This window comes from Micromonospora parva (genome assembly GCF_040649675.1).
Lineage (GTDB): Bacteria > Actinomycetota > Actinomycetes > Mycobacteriales > Micromonosporaceae > Micromonospora > Micromonospora parva.
Map to the genome: position 1 here is coordinate 180810 of NZ_JBEZFX010000001.1, position 16270 is coordinate 197079.

The following is a 16270-nucleotide window of genomic DNA, read 5'->3' on the forward strand; positions in this document are numbered from 1 at the left end:
CCCTGGAACGGGGGTGGACCATGGCACCGGAGGTGTCGCCGCGAAGGGCCAGGGCGGTGCTCGTCACGCTCTCCCTCGCCGCGTTCGCGTTCATCACGACCGAACTGCTGCCGGTCGGTCTGCTCACCCACATCGCACCCGATCTCGGCCGGTCCCGCTCACAGGTGGGACTGCTGGTCAGCGGGTACGCCGTGGTGGTGGTGCTGGCGTCCGTGCCGCTGACCCGGCTGACCCAGCGGATCCCCCGGCGGCAGCTGCTCGGCGTCACGATGCTGCTGTTCGCCGCCGCCAACGCCGCCGCCGCGCTCGCCTCGACGTACACCGTGCTGGCGGGTGCCCGTCTGGTCACCGCCCTCGCCCAGGCGCTGTTCTGGTCCGTCGCCACGGCGACGGTGATCGGACCGTTTCCGGTCGCGGTACGCGGCCGGGCGGTGGCCCTGTTCGCGACCGGGGCGACGCTCGCCCCGGTGCTCGGCGTACCCCTCGGCACCTGGCTCGGGCAGCAGGCCGGCTGGCGCGCCGCGTTCGCGGTGCTGGCCGGGGTCGGTCTGGCGATCGCCGCCGCGGTGGTGGTCCTCCTTCCGTCCTATCCCCCGGCCGCTGGTGGCGCCGCCCGGGGCTCCGCGCCGGACGGGCGTCGCTTCGTGGTGTTGTTGATCGCCACTGCCCTCGGCATCGGCGGCTTCATGACCCTGCAGACCTACGTGACACCGTTCCTGCTCGACGTCAGCGGCTTCGCCGACGCGGTGCTGGCACCGCTGCTGTTCGTCTCCGGCGCGGCCGGGGTCGTCGGCACCCTGGTCGCGGCGCGGACTCTGGACAGCCGACCGATCGCCTCGCTGCTGACGCCGCTGAGCATCGGCATGGTGTCGCTGCTGGGGCTGTACGCGCTCGGCGCGCTCAAGCCGGGTGTGGTCGCGTTCCTCGCCGGGATCGGCCTCGCGTACGCGGCGTTCGGCTCCGCCGTGCAGAACCGGATGTTGCACCTGGCCCCGGGCAGCACCGACATCGCGTCGGCCGGGGTCAGCATCGCCTTCAACACCGGCATCGCCGGCGGGTCACTGCTCGGCGGTGCCCTGCTGCCCACCTCGGGGGCCCGCCCGCTGGCGCTCGTCGGTGGGCTGCTGGCGCTGGCCGCGCTCACCCTGCTCGCCGTGGACACGCGTCGCGGTCGCGCCGTCGGACCAGGGCCGACCGACCCCACCGCGTCGCGTCGCACGCTCCGCCGTCGAACGGTCAGCCACCGGCCCCGCTGACCACCGCCATCATGATCAGGGTGCGCCGCCGCCGCTGGCTCATCAGCGCGAAACAGGCGGTGAGCACCACCAACTCCAGCTCGGCCCACTCGCCGGTGACGTCGACGCGAATCGGCCCACCCCGTCGGCCGGGAAGCCGCACCGCCAGGCGGTGCCCGTCGCGGACCAGCTCACCACCGCAGTGACCGGGCAGCCAGCGCGCCACCCCGCCCGGCCCCGGCACGTGCGACCGGCCCGGGTCGAGCCGCACCGGCACGCCGTACTCGCCCCGGGCGGTGAATCCGGTCCGTCGGCGGCCGGTCGGTTCGACCGTCCAGCGGCCGGTGCCGGTGCGGATCTCACCGCACCGCCAGGTCCAGCCGGTACGCAGCGAGGCGCGCGACCCGGAGTCGAGGACGAACGCCCCGTCCTGCTTGCGGACGGTCAGGGCGGTCACCGGTCCGCCCCTGCCGGTCGGGGCCGGGGCAGGCCGAGGATGAGGACGAGGCCGACGCTCAGGTGCAGCAGCGCGAGGGTCGCCTTCGCTGCCCCGCCGACGCCGCTGGGTGGCCCGACCACGAGCGACAGCAGCAGGACCGTCACCGCTGTCGAGGTCCACCAGACACGGGAGCGGTCGGTACGACGTTCCAACACCGCGAGCAGCGCCCAGCCCGCCAGCGCCGCGACCGCCGCGGCGACGATGACAGCGCCCACAGTGACCTGTCGGGTCGAGCTGCCGGACCTGACCGACAGGTCGACGCCGGCAGCCGAGTGCAGCAACGCGAACTCGGCCACCGCCACCACGATCGCGCCGGCCGCCACGATGGCCCGTACCAGGGGAAGGTTCTTCGTCATGGCCTGAGTCTGCGGACCGGGCCGGGCGGGACGCGTCGGTCCGGACGCCGCGACGGGTACGTCCGCCGGCGGCTCGGCGTACTACCAAAGGAGGTGGTCCGGCCCGCCACCAGCGCAGTAGCGTGCGCGATGTGGATGCGGCGGCGTGCGAGGTCGAACCGCCCGGGGCGTGGCGATTCGCTCGGGTGGGCGTGACGACAGCGGCGGTCGGCGTCCTCGTCGCGACCATGCTGTGGTCCGCCACCCGGTCCAGCTCCGCCGGAATGATCGGCGTCGACGTCGCGCTGGCGGTGACCGCCCTGATCCTCGTTCCGGTGGTCATCCGCCGCCCGCGCACCGGTGGTGTGCTGGCCGGTGTGCTCGTCGCGCTGTCCCCGGTGGCCACGCCGGTGGCCAGCTTCGCGGTGCTGTTCCTCGCCCGCAACCGGCCGTTTCGCCAGGCGGCGGCGGTGGCGGCGGTCAGCGTGGCGGGTGAGGCGGTGCAGGCGTTCTGGCGGCCGGTGCCGAGCCTGCCGTACGGGTGGCGGCTGGTGCTGATGACGATCGCGTACGCGGCCCTGTTCGGCTGGGGCACCTGGGCGCAGGCCCGCAACGCCCTGTTGGCGGAGCTGCGGGACCGGGCCCGGCGGGCCGAGCGGGAGCAGGAACGGCGGGTCGACGAGGCGCGGGCGGCGGAACGCGGCCGGATCGCACGGGAGATGCACGACGTGCTGGCCCACCGGCTGTCACTGCTGGCGGCGGCGGCCGGCGCGATGGAGTACCGGCCGGACGCGCCGCCCGAGCGGCTCAGCGCCGCCGCCGGGGTGATCCGGGCCAGCGCCCATCACGCCCTCGACGAGCTGCGCGAGGTCATCACCCTGCTGCGCAGCGACGACGCCGAGTCGCCGACTGACGCGCCACCCGGGCAGACCCTCGCCGACCTGCCGAGCCTGCTCCACGAGGCGCGGGCCGCCGGGCAACGGATCGAGGTCGACGACCCGCTCGGTCCGCCGGTCGAGATTCCCGCCGCGGTGGGCCGCACCGCGTACCGGATCGCGCAGGAGGCGCTGACCAACGCCCGCAAGCACGCCGCCGGGCAGCCGGTCCGGCTGGTGCTCGGCGGCGCGCCCGGCACGGGCCTGCGCATCGCGGTGAGCAACCCGACCACGCCTCACGGCGGCGCCACCGGCAGCGCCGGCACGGGTCTGATCGGCCTCGCCGAGCGGGCCGCGCTCACCGGTGGTCGGGTCACCCACCACGTCGACGCCACGGGCCGGTTCCACCTCACCGCGTGGCTGCCGTGGCCGACGTGACGGGACCGATCCGGGTCGTGATCGTCGACGACGACCCCCTCGTGCGGGGGATGCTCACGCTGATGCTCGACGGGGCAGACGGGATCGTCGTCGTGGGCGAGGCCGCCGACGGTGCCACGGCGATCACCGCTGTGGACCGGCACCTGCCCGACGTGGTGCTGATGGACATCAGGATGCCCGGCGTCAACGGCATCACCGCCACCGAGCGCCTGCGCCGCCGCCACCGGCCGCCCGAGATCATCGTGCTCACCACCTTCGACACCGACGAGCACGTGGTGCGGGCCCTGCAAGCGGGCGCGAGCGGCTTCCTGCTCAAGGACACTCCACCCGAGCAGATCAGCCAGGCGGTCCGCGCGGTGGCGGCCGGCAACCCGATGCTGTCGCCGGGGGTGACGCGCCGGCTCATGCAGCGGGTCGCGTCGGGAGCCGAGACCTACGAGCAGGCGCGAGGGCGGTTGGCGGTGCTCACGCCCCGGGAACGCGACGTCGTGCTGGCCATCGCCCACGGGCGTTCCAACGCCGAGATCGCCGGCGAGCTGCTGATGAGCGTGACGACGGTGAAGGCCCACGTCTCGCACATCCTGACCAAGCTGGATCTCGACAACCGTACCCAGATCGCCCTGCTCGCCCACGACGGCCGGCTCCTCTGAGGTAAACCGGCGGTCAGGCCAGCGCCGCCGGCAGGACGAGGACCGCGAACCGGAGCATCCGACCGGACAGGCACACGACGGCGAACTCCCAGCGTCGAAGGCCCGCGGTGCCGGCGGCGAGGCTGACGACTGCCAGCGGTGGAACCCCCACCGTGGCGGAGACGAGCACGGTCGGCAGGGCGGTGCGGCGGCGGGAGAGCCAGCGCCGAATCGGCGCGGTCCACCGTGCCGTCCGGGCCGCCGCGCGACCTGACTCGTCGCGCCGCGCGAGCGTCCGGGCCAGCCGCCCCGATCCGCGTCGCGCCGATTCGAACAGCAGCAGCTTGCCGACGGTCTGCCCGAGCGCCAGAGCGAGCACGGCGAGGAGAGCGTGCCCGCCACGGTGCCCGGCGACCACCGCGTACGCCTCGGCGTTGACGACCGGGACGAGCGCCGAGGCGAGACCGTAGCCGAGCGCCACCACGGCCTCGGCGAGGCTGTTCACGCCCGGCCGTCCCGGTGGAGCAGCCGGAGCACCGCTGCGACCGACCACAGCTTCACCGCGACGACGGCGACGGCGACGGCCAGCGCGAGCCGGTACTGCCCGAACGCGATGGCGCCGATCACCCCGGCGGTGTTGGCGACCTTGGCCAGCGGCGACCAGTTCCACGCCCACACCCGCCGGTCGACGAGGTGGAAGTAGTTGGGGCTGAGCACCGGCCAGCACAGGAACGCCAGCGACAGCATGGTGTCCAGCACCAGGAACGAGAGCAGAAAGACCACCGCGACGACCGCGACCTCAGGCACGAGGGCGACCAGGCCCCCGCAGAGCACGGCGGTGCAGGCGCGGTCGCTCACGATGTCGAAGACGGCCCCGGCTCGCGTTTCCTGGCCGAGTCGGCGGGCGGCCCAGCCGTCGAGCACGTCGCCGACCCAGTAGATACCATACGATACCGCCATCAATGCCATCGAACCGGAGACGAGGGCGACGACACCGACGGCGACAGCGGCGACCGTACGAACGGCGGTGATGTAGTTGGGAACCGTACGGAAAGGGCCGACGGTGAGGGCGACACGGGAGTCAACGAGAGTCACCCCCGCAGGTTCGTCCCGCGAGCGTTCGCGCGGAACGTGCCGCGGTGCCGATCTGGGCGCGCGGGCGGTACCGGGGTGCCGGCCGATCCGGTACCTGGGTACTGGTCGGCGTTCCGGCTGGTCGCGGAGACTGTGCGGGTGAGCACTGGAATCCGCGAACTGTTGCGTGACCCCGCGCGGGCGCGCCGACTCGCGTACGGCGTGGTTGGCGTGATCATCGTCGCCGTCGTCACCACCGTCGAGGGGGGCGTGTCCGTTCCGGCCGGCTGGGCGTGGCTGGTGCTGCCGGTCGGCCTCGGGGCCACCGCGCTGCACCCGCGCCACCGAGCCCTGATCTTCGCGGTCTGCGCGGGGTTCGTGGCGATCGTGAGCACCGGGGAATCGGTGCAGCTGGGCCTCGCGGCCGCCGGCCTGGTGTTCGTCTCCACCTGCGAGGACCCGGCCCGACACCCGTGGCTGGGCTGGGTGGGTGGTCTGACCGGTGCGGCCGGCGCACTCGGCATCGCACTGCTCAACGAGCGGGGGCTGTACGAGCAGCCGTTGTTCTTCGTGACGGCCGGCTATCTCCTGGCGGTCCTGTTGCGCTCGTGGTCACGCGGCTACGCCCTCACCCGGGAGACAGCCGACCTGCGCGGCCAGGCCGCCTGGCTCGAACAGCGCACCAACCTGGCCCGCGAGCTGCATGACGTGGTCGGCCACCACGTCACCGCGATGGTGGTGCAGGCCGAGGCGGGCCAACTCAGCGACGACCCGGGGGCGGCGTTGCGGGCGATAGCGGGCAGCGGCCGTACCGCGCTGAGCGAACTCGACACTCTCGTCGTGCACCTGCGCGACCCGAACGCGTCGATCGCGGTGAGCGCGCCGCCGCGCCTGTCCGACATCGACGAACTGCTCGCGCAGCCGTTGCGCCAGCAGGGGGTGACGGTGCGGGTCCAACTGGACCCCGATCCGGGTCTGGACGAGATCGGAGTGTTGACCGTCTACCGCATCGCCCAGGAGGCCCTCACCAACATCGCCCGGCACGCGAAAGCCACGGCGGCCTGGGTCGAACTGGTCCGGGTCGGCGACCATGCCCGCCTGCGGGTCAGCGACGACGGCGTCGGGCCGCCCCGCACGCCCACGAGCGGGTCGGGTCTGCTCGGCATCGGGGAACGCGTCTCCGCGTACGGTGGCAGCTGGGAGCTGGGCCAACGCCCCGGCGGCGGCACCGTCGTGCAGGCCAACCTGCCGGTGGCGAACCGATGATCCGCGTCGCGATCGCCGACGACCAGGAGTTGGTCCGGGACGGCTTCAGCCTGATCCTGCGATCCCAACCCGACATCCAGGTCGCGGCCGAGGCGGCCGACGGCCGGCAGTTCCTCGACGCGGTACGCCGCGACTCCCGCATCGACGTCGCCCTCGTCGACATCCGCATGCCGGTGCTCGACGGTCTGCAGGCCACCCGTGAGCTGGCCACGATCCCGCACGCACCGGCCGTCATCGTCGTCACCACCTTCGACGACGACGCCTACGTGCTGGACGCCATCGCCTCCGGGGCGCGCGGGTTCCTGCTGAAACGGTCCAGCGCCCGCGACCTGATCGCCGCGGTACGCACCGTCGCGGCCGGCGAGGCGGTCCTCTCCGCCGAGGTCACCGGTGCCGTCCTCGACCGGGTCCGGGCGACCGGCCCGGCCACCCGGGTGGACCTGTCGGCCTACCAGTTGACCGCCCGGGAGGTCGACGTGCTGGCCCTGATCGGCGCCGGGCTCAACAACAACGAGATCGCCGAACGCCTCTACCTGTCGATGAGCACCGTCAAGTCCCACGTGACGAACGTGCTGGCCAAGACCGGCAGCCGCGACCGGGTACGAGCGGCCATCCTGGCGATCCAGGCCGGCCTGGCACCGTGAGTGATCCAGGCCGGACAGGCACCCCGGCCACGAGAGCGATGAAGCGGGCCGACGCCATGACTGTCCACAGCGGACCGGGGCGGATGGTCATCGGCCGGGTTGAACCCACGCCGCGACGCTGCCGCAGGCCGTAGGGTTCAGGTATGGCACAACGACTCGTCAGCGTATGGCAACCGTTCTTCCTCGCCAGCGAGAGTCGGGGCGCGGTGATCGACGCCGCGACCGAGCTGGAGGATCTCGGCTACTCACGAATCTGGTTCTCCGGTGGTTTCGGCGAGAACGTCGCCCCGCGCTTCCGGGAGATCCTGGACGGGACCACGCGCATCGGGGTCGCGTCGGGAATCGTGAGCATCTGGCACTCGTCGCCCCCCGAGGTGGCGGCGTTCGCCCAGGACGCCGAGCGGGCGCATCCGGGCCGGTTCCTGCTCGGTCTCGGCGCCAGCCACGCAGTGGTGGTGGAGAGCGGCGGCACCGACTACCGCAAGCCGTACTCAAGGATGGTGGACTACCTGGACGGCCTCGACGCGGCCGGGCTCTCGCCCGAGCGACGCATCCTGGCCGCCCTGGGCCCGCGGATGCTGAAACTCTCCCGCGACCGTTCCGCCGGGGCCCACCCGTACTTCGTCCCGGCCGAGCACACCGCCGAGGCCCGGGCGGCGATCGGGCCAGACCGGCTGCTCGCCCCCGAGGTCGCGGTGGTCCTCGACGCGGACGCCACCACCGCGCGCGCCACCGCCCGGCTGTACACGAGCGGGTACCTCGCGCTACCGAACTACACCAACAACCTGCGGCGCTTCGGCTGGACCGATGAGGACTTCGCCGACGGCGGCAGCGACCGGCTCGTCGACGCCCTGATCCCCTGGGGGACGGTCGAGAAGGTTGCGGCCGGCCTGGAGCAGCACTACCAGGCCGGCGCCGACGAGGTGGCGATCCAGGTGCTCAACGGCGGCGACGACACGACGTTCCCCGCCGACGCGTTCCGCACCCTGGCCGCGGCCCTGATCTGACCCTCGCGAGACCAGGGCGACCGGAGAACCGCCGTCTGGTACGGCGATGCCTGGTGCGCGACAGCGATCGCCCGTCGTGCCGCCATTGGCGGCACGACGGGCGATCCGCAGCCTTGGAGAGCATCAGCGTCCTCGCCGCCATCGATTGGTCTAATGACGACGAGGCACGCCCACATCCGTGAGCCCGGCGCCTTGCTGGTTCGTCTCCGTCACAGAGTGACGACAGCGTCCTCGGCGAGAGTGAACAAGCCGGCATCGAACGTGATGCTCTTCAGCTTCGTGCCCTTCGGTACGTCGAAGTAGACGTTTGCCTTCACCGAGTTGCCCGGGTTGATTTTGTCGAGGAAGCCCTGCCCGTCGGTGTTGCCGTAGATGGCTGCCTCGCCGTCGACCTCGTACTTCCGACCAGAGCCGTCCTGGGCGGTGATGGTGCCATCAGCGTGGAAGGTGTGCGCGCTCTTGGTGACGTTTTTGACGGTCACGCTGGCCCGGCAGAAGGTGCCCTGCGCCTTTTTGTTCAGGAACTCGCTGCCAACCTGGGAAATCCCGCACTTCACGCTGTTGACGGTGAACTCGAAGTCACCGCCACGCACTTTGTCACCGGTGCCGAAGGTCTTGGGCTTGTCGGGAGCGGCGGTTGTCGTCACCGGGTCGGGCTTCGCCGACGCGGGTGCCGACCGCACCGTGCTCGGCGCTGCCGCAGCCGGTGCGGAGGCACTGCTGCCAGCTGCGGGGATGTCGGTGCTGGCCGACGCGTCGGGCTTCTTGTCATCGCCGGTCAGGCCGATCACGAGCCCACCACCGCAGCAGAGCACCACGACGACAGCCGCACCGATGAGGGTGGGGATCAGCCACGACCGCTTGCGCGTGGACGGCGGCGCCACGGGCGCCGGACTCTGCCCGGGCGGCGGCGGATACTGGCCGGCGGGTACCTGAGCAAATTGAGCGGTTGGCGGTGCCGGCTGCTGAGCGCCCGAGGATGGCTGGTTTTGGGCAGGCTCGTAGGGGTTGGTCATTGGTGTTTAGGTCTCCCCGATGTGCTGGTGATGCGCCCGGATGGGAGCAGCGCGTTCAAGGTGCCATGGCGATACTGCCGATGGCGTCCCCCTGCTGTCTCGTCGCACCAACCGATTAGCTGAAGAAAGCACCTTGTTTGTTCATGAGGCTCTCCGACGTTGAGACATCCAGCAATTGAAGTGAATTCATGTGGCGCCCGGCATCGGCCTTGAGACGCAATTCGGTCCCATGTCCAGCAACTTCGCTCAATTGTGGATGGTGCAGACATAGATCAAGACGCGGATTTCCATGAACTGAATTGCAGGACAAGCCTGATTCGACAAGCCTTCCGGGAAGGAGCCCGCCCTCGCCGCACGACTCCGGCTCAGGCGATGAGATCGAGGCCGGTCAGCTCGGCTGACAACGCCCAGAGTCGAGCTGCCTCGCCACTGTCCGTCGGGTCGCTGTCGGTGCGGTGGCAGTCCACGCAGTAGTCGCCGCCGTTCCCGTCGAGCTGGGGTGACGTGGCGGCCCAGACCTGGGTGGCAGCGCCCTGCTCGACGGTCTTGAACAGGCCCGGCGCGGAGTTCCCGTCCGCGTCGATCCAGCCGGCTGCGACCATCTCCTCGGCCGCGAGGTGCCGTTGCAGGGGCGTGCGGATCCAGCCAGGGTTGACGGAGAAGGCGCGGACGCCGTGTTCCCTGCCGAGCAGGTCGAGGTGGCGGGCGAACAGGATGTTCGCGAGCTTCGACTGGGTGTACGCCTCCCACTTGTCGTAGCGGCGCTCGAACTGCACGTCGTCCCACCGGATACGCCACGCCGGGTCCCGCCCGGAGGCGACCGAGACGACCCGAGCCGTGTCGGCGGCGGTGAGGGCGGGCCACAGCAGGTTCGTCAGCGCATAGTGGCCGAGGTGGTTGACCGCGAAGTGCGCTTCCCAGCCGGGGCCGACGCGTGTCTCCGGACAGGCCATGATGCCGGCGCTCGCGACCAGGATGTCGAGGGCGGGATGGTTGCGGAGGAACCGTTCGGCGAACGCGCGGACGGAGGTGAGATCGGCCAGATCGAGGCGGTCGACCTCGACCCCGGCGGTGTCGGCGAGTGCCTGGCGCGCCGCGTCCGGCCGAAGAGCGGGGACGATGACCCGGGCTCCGGCCCGGGTGAGGGCGCGGGTGGTGGCGAGACCGAGGCCGGAGTAGCCGCCCGTGACGACTGCGGTAGTGCCGGTGAGGTCGATTCCGGCGAGGACGTCGTCGGTCGTACTGTGCGGGCCGAATGTGGTGTGGGTCATGAGGCGGACGCTAGGTGCTAGACCGGGGTCTAGGTCAACGGGCTACGGTCGGTGCCATGGCGGACGGCGGGCTGCGCATCGGGCAGGTGGCACAGCGCACCGGGTTGAGTGTGCACACCCTGCGCCTCTACGAGCGTGCGGGTCTGTTGGCCAGCGAGGTGCAGCGTGACAGGTCCGGCAGGCGCGTCTACAGCGCCTGGGACGTCGAGTGGCTGGCGAACTGCGTCAAGTTCCGGGCCTCCGGGATGCCGCTCACGACCATCGGCCGCCTGGCCCAGCTCGTTCGCGAGGGCAGCGGCAACGAGGCCGAACGGCTCGAACTGCTCCGTGAACACCGGCGCCACATCACCGAGCAGCTCACGCGGCTGCGCGACTGCCTCGACCTCGTCGACGGCAAGGTGGACAGCTACGAGCGACACCTCGCCGCCGGCGCCCGCGGTGATCCGTGGCAACAGCAACCCCGGCCCACCACGGCGGAGCCCTCGCACCAGACGGGCTGACGAACCCCGCGTGCCGGGTGTCGTGGCTGCTCGGGCGGCGGGTTGCGACGCCTGGTTGGTGGGTAGGACCTCAGTGCCGGGCGCGTGAGTACGCTGGACCGGCGACAGCCGCAGACGAGAGGCGAGACCACACGATGACCGCAGTGCCAGGCCAACGGTCTCCTGCCGCTGCGGCTCCGGCTGCTGCCGAGCAGGCAGCGGAGGAGGACCTGCGGGGTTTGTTCGGGGAGTCCATCGCCGTCTTCGCGTCGCTCACGGGGCCCGGGCACCTGCTGGAGACGGCCAACCCGGCGTTCTTCGCCACCATCGGTGAAGAACGCGCCCGCGTCGGGCTCCCGCTCGCCGAACTGATGCCCGAGTTGGCCGATCAGGGCTTCATCGCGCTACTGGACCAGGTCTTCCGTTCGGGTGAGCCCTACACCGGTCGGGACATCCAGGTGATGCTGGGCAGCGGCCCGCAGGTGCGGGAGGCGTTCTTCGACTTCACCTACGAGCCGCGCCGGGACGCCGACGGCAACGTCACCGGGATTCGGGTGCTCGGTGTGGAGACCACACAGGTCAGACATGCCCAACGGCTGATGGCCGAACACCGGGCCCTGCTGGAGCAGATCGCCCGCCAGGCACCGCTGACCGAGGTGCTCGACGGGATGGCCCGCTGCATCGAGAACCTCGCACCGGGGGTGCTCGTCTCCGTCCTGCTCGCCGACGCCGACGCCCGACACCTGCGCCACGGTGCCGCGCCGAGCCTGCCCGACTTCTACAACAAGGCCATCGACGGCATCGCGACCGGCGAAGGTGTCGGCTCCTGCGGCACCGCCGCCCACCGGCGGGCGCCGGTCATCGTCACCGACATCGCCACCGACCCGTTCTGGGACGACTTCCGGGACCTGGCCGACCAGGCCGGACTGGCGGCCTGCTGGTCGACGCCGATCCTGGCCCGCGACGGCGGCCTGCTGGGCACCTTCGCGATGTACCACCGCACCCCGCGCGTCCCGCAGGACACCGACCTCGCCCTTGCCCGGCTCTTCGCCGGCACCGCAGCCCTGGCCATCGAACGCCACCACATCGAGCAGGCGAAGCTCGCCGCCGAGGCACACGCCAGGTCGGCCAATGACGAGCTGGCCAGGGTGGTGCTCGTGGAGCGGGAGCTCCGCGCCGAGGCTGAGCAGCGTGCCGCCGCCGCCGCGGAACTCGCCACCCAGATGCGAGCCGCCGCGGCGGCGCAGGCCGCCGCGCCGCACCCTGAGCACTGCCAACTCGGCGGCGCCGCCGGGTGCACCGCGCCGGCCGAGATCAAGATTGCCGATTCGTGGGGCGACGCGGCGTGGGGCTGCCCCACCCACGTCGAGGAGGCCATCCTCAACGTGCGGTCGGTCTTCATCGCCAGTGAGGAACTCGGCGGCCTGGCCGCCTACCTCAACCGCTGACGGTTCACGGAAGCCTCCTGGGCACCTGTTGCGCAGCGTAGGCCGCGCTCCACTCCGGGGCGACGTCAAGTGCTTGACCCTTCAAATTTCCACCGGTAGCCTATCGATGTTCATCGAAGGTTATCGATTTGGGTAGGTGAACCGTGCTGGTGAAATCCCTCGCCCTCGTCGCGTCTGTCGTCGGGGTGCTGGCCACCGCCCCCGCCGCCTCGGCGGCACCCTCCGCAGCATCCAACGACGTCTGGCCGCCCGGAAACTGCCCGCAGGGCACGTTCTGCATCTGGGCCAACTGGGATCACCCAGCGGAGGGTCCTACCGCGACTCCGTCCCTGGTGACCAGCAGCGAGTGGTCCGGCAGCGTCCCGGCCTTCAACTTCTACAACCGCACCTCACGCAACGCCGAGATCAGCTGGTCCTACAACTATCTCGGGACGGAGCACACCGGCGTCGAGTGCGTTCGCCCCGGCGGGGGAAACTTCTACGTGCCGCTGGTCGCGACGAAGGTGAGTTGGCAGACGCGCACCTGCTGACCCTCCCCCGACGCCTGATCGCGGACGTTCGGCGACGGATCGTGGCCGCCGCTCCGAGGGGCAGTGGCACACGCCGGGAGCCGCCGCCGGACGTCCGACCCGGCCGGGTCACGGTGTCCAGCGCACGCCCGGGTTCACCTGGCCGGACCAGTTGAAGATGGCCATGTTGTCCCACTGGTTTCCGGTGCCGTTGATGTTGGCCGGGTCCCAGCCGTTGCCGCGGACGGCGTACCAGGTCGGCTCCCAGTAGAAGACACCGATGGCCCCCGCGTTGCGCGCCGTGTTCTGCACCCAGTCGAACTCCTGGGCCTGCCCGGACCAGGTCGCGCTGATGCCGTCGCAGGTCGCGTCGCCGATGGCGTTCGGCTCGCTGTCCGCGTTGTTGCGGGTGAAGGGGTACGCGGTCTCCACGATCACCACCGGCTTGCCGTAGCGACCACGCAGGTCGACGATGTTGTTGTAGAGGTTCGCCAGGCTGCCGTGCCACATGCAGTAGTACGACTGGGCGGTGATGTCCCACTGCACACCCTGGGCGCGGATGCCGTCGTAGAACCATCTGGCGTTGGCGTTGCTGTCGGCGTTGGCGGTATGGATCATCACCGGGATGCCGCCGCCGCACGCCTTCGTGGCGTAGTAGCCCTGCTTCAGCAGGCTGGCCAGCGGCGCGAAGTCGTTGTTGACGACCTTGCCCTCGTTCCACAGCATCCCGACGTTGATCTCGTTGCCGATCTGGACGCTGTCCGGTGGGGTGCCCTGCCCGCTGAGGCTGGCGCAGACGTCGTAGGTGAACGCGTACACGTCGCTACGCAGCTGGCTCAGGTTGTGGGTGGCCCAGGCGGCGGGTTTGTGCTGCTTACCAGGGTCGGCCCAGGTGTCCGAGTAGTGAAAGTCGATGAGCACCTTGAGGCCCTTCGCCCTGGCCGCTCTCGCCTGGGTCAACACCCTGCTCTTGTTGTTGTAGCCGCTGATCGGGTTGTTCCAGACGCGCAGCCGGACGTAGTTGACGCCGACGGACCTCAGAATGTCCAGCGGGTCGCGGGCGACCCCGCCGGCGTCGTAGTACGTGGCCCCCAGATCCAGGCTGCGCTGAAGCGAGGAGACGTCGGCGCCCCTCATGGTGAGCGTGTTCGCGGCCCAGGCGGGTGCGGGCGCGCCGACGAGCGTGGCGGCGACGAGGACGCCGGCGGTGACAGCGGCGGCCAGGGCCCTGGTGCGACGGTGGGGAGTGACCGGACGGGTGTTCACGAGACTCCTTCAGCCCACGGTGCAGGGAGCGCCGTTCAGCGAGAAACCGGTCGGCGGCGCGTCGCTGACCCCCCACCGGCCCTGGATGCCGAAGGTCGCCGAGCCGTCCGGCGCGAGGACCCGGTTCCAGTCGACGTTACGGGCGGTCACGGTGGTGCCGGTCTGGCCGATCGTGGCGTTCCACCCCGAGGTGACCTGCTGGTCCCCCGGGTAGCTGAAGGTCACGGTCCAGCCGTCGACCGGTGCTGCGCCAAGGTTGTGGACCGTCGCGGTGGCCACGAAACCGCCCGGCCACTCGGACTGGTTGCGGTAGGTCACCCGGCAGGTGGCGGGTGGCGGCGTCGTGGGCAGCTCGACCGTGTTGGACGCGATCGAGACGTTGCCCACCGCGTCCCGGGCCCGCACGTAGTACAGGTTGCGCAGCGGCGTCGGCGTCGACGTGGGTAGCGACGCCGTGTACGTCGTACCCGGCACGGTGGCGATCAGCCTGGAGGTGAACCAGCCGTCGAATTGGTAGACGCTGTATCCGAGCACGCCGACGTTGTCCGTCGACGGTGACCAGGACAACGTGGCGGTCGAGGCGGTCACCTCGCCGACGGTGAGGCTCTGCGGCGCGCTCGGCGGGGTGGTGTCCGGGCCGGTGTCCGTCACCGGGGTGACCACCGTCAGCACGTCCGACCAGTTCGAGCGTTGCCCGAGACTGTCCCGGGCCATCATGCGGATCGAGAACTGCATGCCCGGCCCAACGTGGGCGGTGATCGTGGTGGTGGTGACCGCGCCGGCGGTGGCGCTGAGGCCGATATCGCCAAACTCCTGGGAATACGCGATGTCGTAGCCGGCGATGCCGCAGCAGCCGGACGTGGCGGCCGTCCAGGTGAGGGTGATCGCCCCGGTCCGGACCTCGCTGGCGGTCACGTTCGTGGGCGGGCTCGGCGGGACGGGCGTGGTGCTCGGCGTGCTGACCGGCGCCGGCGGCGCGGTTCCGGCCGGCGTCGCGGCGGACACCGCGCCCGCAGCGGCTGCCGGGGCGACTCCCGGATGGGCGGCGGGCGCGACGGTGGCGGCATCGGCCGCCGGCGCGGCGCTCAGGGCGGTGCCGAGGACCGCCGTCGACAGCAGGACGGCGGCCAGCAGGGCCGGCCGGGGACGGCAGAACAGCGAGGACCAGGAGACGCCTGTCATACACCGACCATGCAGTGACACATCGATGATCGCCAACGTATCTCACGCCTCGGTCGGCGGCGGCCCGGTCCACACCGGAGGGTCGCCGCACCCTTCCTCCCGAGTCGGCACCATTCACGCCCCTCGCTGGGCTGGGAGCGATACCAGTGGGGCAAAATTCAACAGTTCCGATCGTTACACTCGCCGCAACGCCGGCACCATCCGTAGACCCCTGCCTGCGCCAACCCCGATCGAATGGAGACGCCTATGACCCGCGACAAGGCGGCACCCGCCGGCATCGACCCCACCATTCCCAGCGTGGCCCGGGTCTACGACTTCTTCCTGGGCGGCAAGGACAACTTCGAGGCCGACCGGAAGGTCGCCGAGCACGCCCTGCGGATCACCCCGGACGGGCCGGCCGCCGGCCAGGCGAACAGGGCCTTCCTGCGTCGAGTGATCCGCTACCTCGTCACCGAGGCGGGCATCGACCAGTTCCTCGACATCGGTTCCGGGCTGCCCACTCAGGGCAACGTGCACGAGGTCGCCACCGAGCAGAACCCGAAGGCTCAGGTGGTCTATGTGGACAACGACCCCATCGTCCTGACGCACGGACGCGCCCTGCTCGCCGCGGAGGGCACCGCGACGGTGATCCAGGCGGACATCCGCGAACCGCAGGCGATCCTCAACCACCCCGACGCACGCCGGTTCCTCGACTTCGACCGGCCGATCGGGTTGCTGCTCTTCGCGATCCTGCACCACCTCGGTGACGACGAGGACCCGAAGGCGGTGGCAGCGGCGCTGATCGACGCGCTGCCCTCCGGCAGCTACGTGGCGATCTCACACTTCCGCGACCCGGGCGACCGGGACCCAGAGGGCTCCCGCAAGGCCCGCGAGGTCGAACGGGTCTTCAACGAGTCGCTGGGCACCGGCCGCTGGCGTACCGACGAGGAGATCCTCTCGTTCGCCGAAGGGCTGACGGTGCTGGAACCGGGGCTGGTGCCGCTGGCCGAGTGGCGCCCGGAGCCGGACGCACCCGTCACGGTGCAGACCGACACCTATCACACGTTCGTCGGGATGCTCGCCCGCAAACCGTAGGCCCGCCCTGCCTGAGGTCCGTC

General features: G+C 71.1%; 18 protein-coding genes. 10 read left to right on the forward strand and 8 right to left on the reverse strand.

Features of this window, described 5'->3' with window-relative positions:
* Positions 1 to 20 precede the first annotated feature (20 nt).
* Complete coding sequence (locus AB0C03_RS00765; RefSeq protein ID WP_357633122.1) at positions 21 to 1256, forward strand: MFS transporter; 1236 nt, start codon at positions 21 to 23, stop codon at positions 1254 to 1256.
* Here the strand turns inward: AB0C03_RS00765 and AB0C03_RS00770 are convergent.
* Both AB0C03_RS00770 and AB0C03_RS00775 read right to left on the reverse strand, forming a co-directional pair.
* Positions 1237 to 1692 (reverse strand): hypothetical protein, encoded by a 456-nt coding sequence (locus AB0C03_RS00770; protein WP_030333783.1) that lies wholly within the window; start codon positions 1690 to 1692, stop codon positions 1237 to 1239. The genes AB0C03_RS00765 and AB0C03_RS00770 overlap by 20 nt on opposite strands.
* A complete protein-coding gene (locus AB0C03_RS00775) occupies positions 1689 to 2090 on the reverse strand; it encodes a DUF6069 family protein (RefSeq protein ID WP_357633125.1) in 402 nt (133 codons plus the stop codon). The genes AB0C03_RS00770 and AB0C03_RS00775 overlap by 4 nt, the downstream gene beginning before the upstream one ends.
* A 191-nt stretch (positions 2091 to 2281) precedes the next feature.
* On the opposite strand from AB0C03_RS00775, the gene AB0C03_RS00780 reads away from it, so the two are divergent.
* Positions 2282 to 3382, forward strand: a complete 1101-nt coding sequence (locus AB0C03_RS00780) for a sensor histidine kinase (RefSeq protein WP_357633128.1) — start codon at positions 2282 to 2284, stop codon at positions 3380 to 3382.
* Positions 3370 to 4032 carry a response regulator gene (locus AB0C03_RS00785; protein WP_357633131.1) on the forward strand — a complete coding sequence of 221 codons (663 nt, stop codon included), beginning with the start codon at positions 3370 to 3372 and terminating at the stop codon, positions 4030 to 4032. The genes AB0C03_RS00780 and AB0C03_RS00785 overlap by 13 nt, the downstream gene beginning before the upstream one ends.
* A gap of 13 nt (positions 4033 to 4045) precedes the next feature.
* On the opposite strand, the gene AB0C03_RS00790 is transcribed toward AB0C03_RS00785, so the two are convergent.
* Together AB0C03_RS00790 and AB0C03_RS00795 are read right to left on the reverse strand one after the other, a co-directional pair.
* Positions 4046 to 4516: a hypothetical protein gene (locus tag AB0C03_RS00790; protein ID WP_357633134.1), complete on the reverse strand. Its 471-nt coding sequence runs from the start codon at positions 4514 to 4516 to the stop codon at positions 4046 to 4048.
* Positions 4513 to 5106 (reverse strand): CDP-alcohol phosphatidyltransferase family protein, encoded by a 594-nt coding sequence (locus AB0C03_RS00795; protein ID WP_357633137.1) that lies wholly within the window; start codon positions 5104 to 5106, stop codon positions 4513 to 4515. The genes AB0C03_RS00790 and AB0C03_RS00795 overlap by 4 nt, the downstream gene beginning before the upstream one ends.
* A 138-nt stretch (positions 5107 to 5244) precedes the next feature.
* Between AB0C03_RS00795 and AB0C03_RS00800 the strand changes: the two genes are divergently transcribed.
* The 3 genes from AB0C03_RS00800 (at position 5245) to AB0C03_RS00810 (ending at position 8002) form a co-directional block, all read left to right on the forward strand.
* Complete coding sequence (locus AB0C03_RS00800; RefSeq protein WP_357633140.1) at positions 5245 to 6351, forward strand: sensor histidine kinase; 1107 nt, start codon at positions 5245 to 5247, stop codon at positions 6349 to 6351.
* Entirely contained in the window at positions 6348 to 6995 is a 648-nt protein-coding gene (locus tag AB0C03_RS00805; protein WP_210861656.1) for a response regulator transcription factor, read from the forward strand. Before AB0C03_RS00800 ends, AB0C03_RS00805 begins: the two co-directional genes overlap by 4 nt.
* 143 nt (positions 6996 to 7138) lie before the next feature.
* Positions 7139 to 8002 carry a TIGR03620 family F420-dependent LLM class oxidoreductase gene (locus AB0C03_RS00810; RefSeq protein ID WP_357633143.1) on the forward strand — a complete coding sequence of 288 codons (864 nt, stop codon included), beginning with the start codon at positions 7139 to 7141 and terminating at the stop codon, positions 8000 to 8002.
* Between the two features lie 209 nt (positions 8003 to 8211).
* Here AB0C03_RS00810 and AB0C03_RS00815 read toward each other — a convergent pair whose 3' ends face one another.
* Positions 8212 to 9018, reverse strand: a complete 807-nt coding sequence (locus AB0C03_RS00815) for a DUF4352 domain-containing protein (RefSeq protein WP_357633146.1) — start codon at positions 9016 to 9018, stop codon at positions 8212 to 8214.
* Between the two features lie 365 nt (positions 9019 to 9383).
* Positions 9384 to 10289 (reverse strand): oxidoreductase, encoded by a 906-nt coding sequence (locus AB0C03_RS00820; protein ID WP_357633149.1) that lies wholly within the window; start codon positions 10287 to 10289, stop codon positions 9384 to 9386.
* 56 nt (positions 10290 to 10345) lie between these two features.
* On the opposite strand from AB0C03_RS00820, the gene AB0C03_RS00825 reads away from it, so the two are divergent.
* The 3 genes from AB0C03_RS00825 (at position 10346) to AB0C03_RS00835 (ending at position 12746) form a co-directional block, all read left to right on the forward strand.
* Positions 10346 to 10789 carry a MerR family transcriptional regulator gene (locus AB0C03_RS00825; protein WP_357633152.1) on the forward strand — a complete coding sequence of 148 codons (444 nt, stop codon included), beginning with the start codon at positions 10346 to 10348 and terminating at the stop codon, positions 10787 to 10789.
* A 134-nt stretch (positions 10790 to 10923) separates the two neighbouring features.
* Entirely contained in the window at positions 10924 to 12216 is a 1293-nt protein-coding gene (locus tag AB0C03_RS00830; RefSeq protein WP_210865677.1) for a GAF domain-containing protein, read from the forward strand.
* Between the two features lie 143 nt (positions 12217 to 12359).
* Complete coding sequence (locus AB0C03_RS00835) at positions 12360 to 12746, forward strand: hypothetical protein (protein ID WP_357633157.1); 387 nt, start codon at positions 12360 to 12362, stop codon at positions 12744 to 12746.
* A gap of 108 nt (positions 12747 to 12854) precedes the next feature.
* On the opposite strand, the gene AB0C03_RS00840 is transcribed toward AB0C03_RS00835, so the two are convergent.
* Together AB0C03_RS00840 and AB0C03_RS00845 are read right to left on the reverse strand one after the other, a co-directional pair.
* Positions 12855 to 13991 carry a glycoside hydrolase family 53 protein gene (locus AB0C03_RS00840; protein ID WP_210865679.1) on the reverse strand — a complete coding sequence of 379 codons (1137 nt, stop codon included), beginning with the start codon at positions 13989 to 13991 and terminating at the stop codon, positions 12855 to 12857.
* 9 nt (positions 13992 to 14000) lie between these two features.
* Complete coding sequence (locus AB0C03_RS00845; protein ID WP_357633161.1) at positions 14001 to 15173, reverse strand: cellulose binding domain-containing protein; 1173 nt, start codon at positions 15171 to 15173, stop codon at positions 14001 to 14003.
* Positions 15174 to 15419: 246 nt separating this feature from the next.
* Here AB0C03_RS00845 and AB0C03_RS00850 point away from each other — a divergent pair, with 246 nt between their 5' ends.
* Positions 15420 to 16247: an SAM-dependent methyltransferase gene (locus AB0C03_RS00850; protein WP_030333757.1), complete on the forward strand. Its 828-nt coding sequence runs from the start codon at positions 15420 to 15422 to the stop codon at positions 16245 to 16247.
* The last annotated feature ends 23 nt before the right edge of the window (positions 16248 to 16270 follow it).